Raw genomic sequence first — 6147 nt, forward strand, 5'->3', positions numbered from 1 at the left:
CCGAACCGTTCGCTACTCGCCACGCGCTTATTGGCTCAAGGCTTCATCGAACCCTGTGCACTCGTGTAGACAGCATAGAGCGAACTCGAGCCGCAGATGTACAGTCGATTTCGCTGCTGACCGCCGAAGCAGAGATTGGCGACCGTTTCCGGGAGGTGGATCTTGCCGAGCAATTCGCCCTCTGGAGTATAGCAGCGCACGCCGTCCTCGTTCGGATCGCCCCAGCCCACGGAGCACCAAACGCGCCCGGCCGTGTCGGTTCGCATCCCATCGGTAATGCTGGGCTTGGGCATCTCCGCAAACACCTTGCTGTTCGAGACCTTTCCGGACCCAATATCCACGTCGAATACGCGGATATGGGAGGGATTATCGGGGCCATCAGTGAAGCCGGTATCGATGACGTAGAGTTTCTTCTCGTCGGGCGAGAAGGTTATACCGTTGGGTTCGACGAAGTCGTCGACGACAACCTTGATCTCCCCGGATCTTGGATCGACCCGGTAGACGTTGTTTTTTGCCTGCTCCTTCTCGGCCTTGATACCCTCATAATAGCCGCCGATCCCGTAGCCGGGATCGACAAACCAGACCGATCCATCGGAAGCGACGACCAGATCGTTCGGCGAGTTGAGCTTCTTGCCGTTGTAACTGTCGGCAATGATGGTGATCGAGCCGTCGAGCTCGGTCCGGGTGACGCGCCTGCCGCTGTGCTCGCAAGTGAGCAGGCGTCCTTCGCGATCGATGGTGTTGCCGTTGGAGTTCATCGAAGGCTGGCGGTAGACGCTCGTATGACCGTCATCCTCGGAGAAACGCATGATGCGATTGTTGGGAATATCGCTGAACAACACGTACCGGCCGGCTGGGAAGTAGACGGGTCCCTCGGCCCATCGGAATCCGGTTGCTACGCGCTCAACAGCCATCGTGCCCGCGAAGGCAGGAAAACCAGACGGCCCAAACGATGGTGGCCCCTTCTTGGCCGATTCCAAATGGGAGTCCGGGTAGCGGCTGCCTGGCAGCGGTCCCAACGGCAGCGGCGCCGTCGATCTCGTTGGAGCGCCCGTCTGGCCCAATGGCATGACGGAGGCTGCCAAGCTTGCGTTGGCGGTAAAGCCTGTCGCGGCGACTGCCGCCGCTGCGCCCTTCAAGAGGGCACGACGGCCGAGGCCATCGCGCTCTGTTGCAATCGTGTCGCTGGAGTTGGTCAGTATTCTTGTCATGGTTTCCTCCCGAAGTTGTGTTGGGAGGGAACGATCCGCCTGCAATCGGGCGTAAAGCGGGCGATCTCCGGCCGGACAACCGGAGATCGCAATGCAGCAACAGGTGGAGTTCGCTTACACGGGATCCCACGGGAAGATGTCGGCGGAACGATCGAGCTTGTAGAACGATCCCTTCAACGCCGGCATGCCGTGCTCGGCGATCGATTGCGGCGTCCAGCCTTCGCTCCGATGCACCGAGCGCAGCGGACGGTTTTGGCTGAACAGGAACAGCTCGTTCATGCGCGCGCCAAAGATCTGCCCGGAGACGTCCTTGGCGGCATCGGACAGCAGATAGGCGCAGATCGGCGCAATTTTCTCCGGTCCCATCTGCTTGATCTTCTCGACGCGCGCCTTCTCGGCATCGGTCTCGGTCGGGATGGTGCCGATCATGCGGGTCCATGCGAACGGCGAGACGCAGTTGGAGCGGACGTTGAAGCGGCCCATGTCGAGCGCGATCGACTTCGACAGGCCGACGATGCCGAGCTTGGCGGCGGCGTAGTTGGCTTGTCCAAAGTTGCCGATCAGGCCGGAAGTCGAGGTGAAGTGCACGAAAGAGCCGGACTCCTGCTCGCGAAACAGCCGCGCCGCGGCGTGCGAGACGTAGAACGAGCCCATCAAATGAACCTTGATGACGGCCTCGAACGCTTCCACGCTCATCTTGTGGAAGATCATGTCGCGCAAGATGCCGGCATTGTTGACGACGCCGTCGAGCCGCCCGAAATGATCGGTCGCGGTCTTCACGATCTTGCTCGCGGGAATCGCCTCCGCCACCGACTCGAAATTGGCGACCGCGGTGCCGCCGCGCTTCTTGATCTCCTCGACCACTTCCTCAGCGGGGGATGCGCTCGAACCGGCGCCGTCGGAGGCGCCACCGGGATCGTTGACCACGACCTTGGCGCCTTCCGCCGCGCAGAGCAGCGCGATCTCCCGCCCGATGCCGCGCCCTGCGCCGGTGACGATGATGACCTTGTCTTGCAGTGATTTTGTCATGTGGATTACCTCTCGTTCGTAAACACGATCGTGCCCGACGCGGCGAACATGCCGCCGACGCCATGGCACACCGAAATCTTGGCGTTGGCCACCTGCGCCGGCGCGATGCCGCGCATCTGGCGTACGCTCTCCTGGAGCGCGTACATGCCGTACATGCCCGAATGCATGTAGCTCAATCCGCCGCCATTGGTGTTGAGCGGAAGCTTAGCCCCCGGCCGCGTGTTGCCGTCGGCGATGAACTTGCCGGTTTCTTCGTGCGGCATGAAGCCGAGATCGCCGAGGCCGAACAGCGGCAGATGCGCGAAGGCGTCGTAGATCATGAGATGGTCGACGTCCTTGTGGGCGATGCCGGCCTCCCTGAACGCCAGCGGCCCCGCGGTCTTGAACGCGCGCGAGGAGTTAAAAGTCTCCATTTGGCTGACCATCGGCGTCTCCACGCTTTCACCGGTGCCCATGATGTAGACGGGCTTGCGCGGAAAGTCCTTGGCGCGATCAGCCGAGGTCAGGATCAGCGCGCCGCCGCCGTCGGTGACGAGGCAACATTGCAGCAGGCGGAACGGATAGGCGATCATGCGCGAGTTGAGGACGTCTGCGACCGTGATCGGGTCCTTCATCATCGCGCGCGGATTCTTTGCCGCCCATTCCCGCTGCACCACCGCGACCGAGGCGAGCTGCTCGTGCGTGATGCCGTAGGTCTTCATGAAGCGCAGCACGGGAATCGGGAACATGCTCGGTGGCCCATAGACGCCGAACGGCTGTTCGAACTGGCCGTTGAGGCTGTCCGGCGCCGTCGAGCGCGGCGCCTTGCCGATCATCGACTTGCCGCTTTCGGCGTGGGTGATCAGCACGGTCTTGCACAGGCCGGCCTCGATCGCCGCCGCGGCGTGGCGGACATGCAGCATGAAGGAGCAGCCGCCGACGGAGGTGCCGTCCACCCAGGTCGGCTTGATGCCGAGATAGTGGCAGACCTGCTGCGGTGTCTCGACCGCGGTGGCGAAGCCGTCGATGTCCGACAGCTTCAGCCCGGCGTCGGCAATGGCATTGAGCGCCGCGTCCGCGTGCAGCTGGAGCTGCGACATGTTGGGGATGATTCCGAGCTCGGTGGTCTCGGCGGCGCCGACGACGGCAACCTGGTTGCTGCGCATGGTCTATCCCTTCGCCGGACGGAACACGGGGAGGGTGATCTTGTCGTCGAGCGCCTCGAAGGCGACCTCGAGCTTCATGTCGAGTTCGAGCGCCTCCGGCGTCTGCGGACAGTCGATGATGTTGCTCATCATCCGCGGCCCCTCGGCGAGCTCGACCACGGCGATCGCATAGGGCGGCGTGAAGCCGGGCGCGGCGGGACGGTGGTTGATCACGTAGCTGTAGAGAAAGCCTTTTCCGCTCGCCTTGAAGATGCTGACCTTGCGCGAGGCGCAGGACGGGCAGAACGGGCGTGGCGGGAAATAGACATGCGCGCAGGCGTCGCAGCGCTGCAGGCGCAATTCGCCCGCCTTGGTGCCGTCCCAGAAATGCTGGGTCTCCGGCGTCGGTTTCGGTCGCGCGCGCTGCGGTTCGGCCATCTCGAAAGGTCCTCCCAGAGCTTGTTTTGTCAAGGGGCGGGTCTCAAGCCCGCCTGTTTCAATCTTGATGCGACAATCGACCATGGCGCGTCAACGGTCCAGCAATGCGCATGCATGCCATCATGCGCACAATGCTTGTGTCGAACTGAGGCAGCGCTATAGATTGCGCACGCAAATATTCCGTGAGACAGACATGCCCGATTTTCCGACGCTGGCGAAGCTCGCCGAAGACCTCGAAAGCGGCCGCACCACCTCCCGCAAGCTGGTCGAGGCTTGCATTGCCAGAATTGCCGATCCGGCCGGCGAGGGACAGCGTGCCTTCATCCATGTCGACAAGGAAGCCGCGCTCGCGGCGGCGGATGCGATGGACGGTTTGCGCAAGGTGAAGGCGGCGCCCTCGCGCTACGCCGGTATCCCGGTCTCGATCAAGGATCTTTTCGACATCAAGGGCCAGGTGACGCGCGCCGGCTCCCGCGCGCTCGACGATTCCTCGCCGGCCGAGCAGGATGCCCCCACGGTGGCGCGGCTGCGCAAGGCGGGCTTCGTCGTGATCGGGCGCACCAACATGACCGAATTTGCCTATTCCGGCATCGGCATCAATCCGCATTACGGCACGCCGAAGGGCGCCTGGAACCGGGCCGAGGGCCATGTGCCCGGTGGCTCGTCCTCGGGCGCCGCGGTGTCCGTGCTCGACGGCATGGCGCACGGCGCGCTCGGCACTGATACCGGCGGCTCCTGCCGCATTCCGGCGGCCTATAACGGCATCGTCGGCTACAAGCCGACGCAGCGCCGCGTGCCGCTCGACGGGGCTGTGCCGCTGTCGTTCTCGCTTGACAGCATCGGGCCGCTGGCACGATCGGTCAGTTGCTGTGCCATACTCGACGCCGTGCTCGCGAACGAGCCGGTCGTTGCGCTGAAGCCTCGCCCGGTGAAGGGCATGCGGTTAGCGGTGCCGACCACGATCGCGCTCGACGACCTCGATGCGGACGTGGCCAAGACGTTCGAGCGTGCGCTCAAGAGCCTCGCCGATCATGGCGCGATCATCGAGCGCATCGAGATGGCCGAATTCCACGACATCGGCCCGATGAACGCCAAGGGCGGCTTTGCGGCTTCCGAAAGCTTCGCCTGGCACCGCTATCTCATCACGTCCAAGGGCGACGTCTATGATCCCCGCGTTTCCGTGCGCATCATGCGCGGCGAGGCGCAGAGCGCGGCCGACTACATCGATCTCCTCAACGAGCGCCGCTCGCTGATCGCCCGCGTCAATGCGCGCCTTGCGCCCTATGACGCGCTGGTGCTGCCGACCACCGCCAATACGCCGCCGAAGATCGCCGATCTCGCCGACGACAAGGCGTTCACCAGGGAAAACCTGCGCGCGCTGCGCAATTGCACCCTGATCAACATGATCGACGGCTGCGCCATCTCGCTGCCTGCGCATCGCGAGGGCGACGTCCCGGTCGGCCTGATGCTGGCGGGCGCGGGCGGATCGGACCGCCGTATCTTTGAACTTGCTGCCGGCATGGAGGCCGTAATTCGTGTTTGACCTGACTTTCACCGTCGACGCCCAGGACACCACAACGCCACTGACACTGGCGATCGACCAGATGGTCATCGCCGGCTGGACCGGCCGCGACGCGATCGCGCGCGACAAGCACATCACGGAGCTGGAGGCTATGGGCATTGCCCGGCCGGCCTCGACGCCGATCTACTATCGCGCCTCGGCGCGGCGACTCACCATGGAAGACCGCATCGAATGCACTGGCGGCGATTCCAGCGGCGAGGTCGAATTCGTGCTGATCGGCTGGCAGGGCCGCATGTTCGTCGGCTGCGGCTCCGACCACACCGACCGCAAGGTCGAAGCCTACAGCGTCACCGTGTCCAAGCAAATGTGCGACAAGCCGATCGCATCCACGCTGTGGGAGCTCGAGGACGTCATCGGCCATTGGGACAAGATGATTTTGCGCTCCTACGCTTTAATCAAGGGCGAGCGCGTGCTCTACCAGGAGGGCACGCTGGACGCGATGCTGCCGATCACCGATCTCATCGCGCGCGGCTTCGAAGGTGGGAAATTCCCCGACGGCTGCGCCATGTTCGGCGGCACGTTCGCGGCCAAGGGTGGCATCCGCCCCGCCGACCGCTTCGAGTTCGAGCTGGAAGACCCTGTGCTGAAGCGGACGATCAAGCACGGCTATGATGTGGTGACGCTGCCGGTGCTGGGCTGAGCTATCGCCACCGTCATTGCGAGGAGCCCTTGCGACGAAGATTCCATGGGGAGTGGATAGCGACCAAGTCTGAGGCCAGACTGAGGTTGCAATACCACCCAACCTGGAGACGACGATGTTGCT

The 6147-nt window shown here is 63.7% G+C and carries 6 protein-coding genes; 2 read left to right on the forward strand and 4 right to left on the reverse strand.

Features of this window, described 5'->3' with window-relative positions; translation table 11 throughout:
* Positions 1–35: 35 nt before the first annotated feature.
* From ABIB06_RS35555 to ABIB06_RS35570, 4 genes are all read right to left on the reverse strand, one after another.
* Entirely contained in the window at positions 36–1211 is a 1176-nt protein-coding gene (locus ABIB06_RS35555; protein WP_247349796.1) for an SMP-30/gluconolactonase/LRE family protein, read from the reverse strand.
* A 114-nt stretch (positions 1212–1325) separates the two neighbouring features.
* Positions 1326–2240, reverse strand: coding sequence for an SDR family oxidoreductase (locus tag ABIB06_RS35560; RefSeq protein WP_247447310.1), 915 nt, complete (start codon positions 2238–2240; stop codon positions 1326–1328).
* A gap of 5 nt (positions 2241–2245) precedes the next feature.
* Entirely contained in the window at positions 2246–3385 is a 1140-nt protein-coding gene (locus ABIB06_RS35565; RefSeq protein ID WP_354053054.1) for a thiolase C-terminal domain-containing protein, read from the reverse strand.
* Positions 3386–3388: 3 nt separating this feature from the next.
* The gene (locus ABIB06_RS35570; RefSeq protein ID WP_027568974.1) at positions 3389–3802 is read right to left on the reverse strand and encodes a Zn-ribbon domain-containing OB-fold protein; all 414 of its coding nucleotides are present in this window, start codon (positions 3800–3802) and stop codon (positions 3389–3391) included.
* A gap of 193 nt (positions 3803–3995) precedes the next feature.
* Here ABIB06_RS35570 and ABIB06_RS35575 point away from each other — a divergent pair, with 193 nt between their 5' ends.
* Together ABIB06_RS35575 and ABIB06_RS35580 are read left to right on the forward strand one after the other, a co-directional pair.
* On the forward strand, positions 3996–5345 hold the full coding sequence (locus ABIB06_RS35575) for an amidase (protein WP_354053055.1): 1350 nt from the start codon (positions 3996–3998) through the stop codon (positions 5343–5345).
* Entirely contained in the window at positions 5338–6024 is a 687-nt protein-coding gene (locus ABIB06_RS35580; RefSeq protein ID WP_354053056.1) for a DUF2848 domain-containing protein, read from the forward strand. Before ABIB06_RS35575 ends, ABIB06_RS35580 begins: the two co-directional genes overlap by 8 nt.
* The last annotated feature ends 123 nt before the right edge of the window (positions 6025–6147 follow it).

It is taken from the genome of Bradyrhizobium sp. LB8.2 (assembly GCF_040548035.1).
Lineage (GTDB): Bacteria > Pseudomonadota > Alphaproteobacteria > Rhizobiales > Xanthobacteraceae > Bradyrhizobium.